Genomic DNA, 1598 nt, shown 5'->3' with positions numbered 1-1598 from the left:
AATGGGCGCGTGGTCGCCTTGCCGTTCCCCGGGAGCCCCGACCTTCAGGCCGGTTCATGACTCGTGCTGTTATTCAGCGACGACGTGGTCGAATCTGATATCCGCGGGTTGGTTACCGCATGACGACTTTTCGGCGGGAAGCCGAGCCGCTGGTCTAGGATCGAACGTCGCAAATCACCGGCCCGGTGGTGGGCAAGATGGTTGCGGTTCATAGGCGCATCGCGGGTTGCTTCCACGCTGTCACGAACCTCTTCTCCGTCGGTTCAGGGCGCACGGGAGCTAGGGGGAGGGTCAGGATCCGATGATGGTGTCCTGCCCGTGGCGTTGTTGGGGTTCGGCCAACGCCCAGCACCAGCCGGCCAGTTCACGGGCGATCGCCACGTTGGCCACGCACCGGCGCTTCTTGCGTTCCTCGAAGGCCTCCCATCGCCGATGCAGGCGTTGGTTCGCCCGGTGCGCGTGCGCCCTGGTTTCCGGTGTGGCCGCGTCCCACCGCCGACGCAGGGTGGCGCTGGACTCGTCATAGGGGCGGGCGTGGTGCCAGGCAGCCTCGACCAGTAATCGGCGCGCGTGTTTGTTCCCCGTCTTCGTCACCGGTCCTTGGGAGCGGGTCTGTCCCGAGGAATGTTCACTGGGTACCAGCCCCAGATAGGCGCCGATGCTGTTCCCGGTAAACCGTGTCCAGTCCCCGACCTCGACGGCCAGCCCGAACGCCGTCAGGGTGCCAACCCCGCGCAGGCACTCCAACGCGGTGACCACCGGCGCATAACTGCTGGTCGTGGCCATCAGCTCGATCTGTGCATCGAGTCGGTCCCTGCGTTCGATGACGGTGTCGACCATCTCGATGGATTCGTACAGGGTCATCTGCAGGGCCGGGATCTCGAAGCTGATCGCTTCCAGCCAGGCCCGGTGGTCCGCGGTCCAGGCCTTGCCGCCGGTATAGAGCAAGTCGTGGCGCAGCAATAGTTTCGAAAGGCGGTGCCGGGAACGCATCAAATCCATCCGGGCGTCCTCGCGCAGCCGTACCAGATCGCGGGCCGCTTCTTCTTCCGGGCCCGGGACCCGCACCTCGGTGACCTGGCCCAAGGAGAGCAGCCGGGCCAGGTGCTCGGCGTCCCGGGCATCGGTCTTCACCCTGTCCCCGGAAGGCCGGATCAGCCGGGACGGGGCCGCGACGACGCACTGGATTCCGGCCGCAGTTAATGTGCGGGCCAGGCCATACCCTGTCGGGCCGGCCTCATAGACGGCCCGGAGGGTGGAAATCTCACCACCATGGGTCAGGATCCATTGGCGGACAGCGGCTGCGTCCATGGCCAAGGCTGCGCGTTGCACTTCTCCGGTGTCCGGGGTGATGGCACAGATTTTCACGCTACGGGCATGCACGTCCATGCCAATGAAAGTACGCTGGTACATAGCTGGAACCTCCTCGTTCATCTGTCGGCACCAACACAACAGTGGCGCCACAGACCCGAGGAAATCCACGGGTTCGTGGTGATCATGTTGGTGATCCACGCTACGCCGTAGAGCGTTCAATCATTATGAAGCGGAGGTTCCAGCTCTGACCAGACCTACCAAGCCCTACACCTCATATCGTCTAG

1 protein-coding gene is annotated in these 1598 nt (G+C 64.3%); it reads right to left on the bottom strand.

All coding sequences use genetic code 11. The features are described 5' to 3' along the window. Positions 1 to 291: 291 nt before the first annotated feature. The gene (locus tag RCJ92_RS15825; protein ID WP_446755112.1) at positions 292 to 1413 is read right to left on the bottom strand and encodes an IS110 family transposase; all 1122 of its coding nucleotides are present in this window, start codon (positions 1411 to 1413) and stop codon (positions 292 to 294) included. Between the last annotated feature and the right edge of the window lie 185 nt (positions 1414 to 1598).

It is taken from the genome of Glutamicibacter sp. BSL13, from assembly GCF_052928425.1.
The sequence above is the reverse complement of the archived record's forward strand: the minus strand, read 5'-3'. Positions and strand labels throughout refer to the sequence as shown.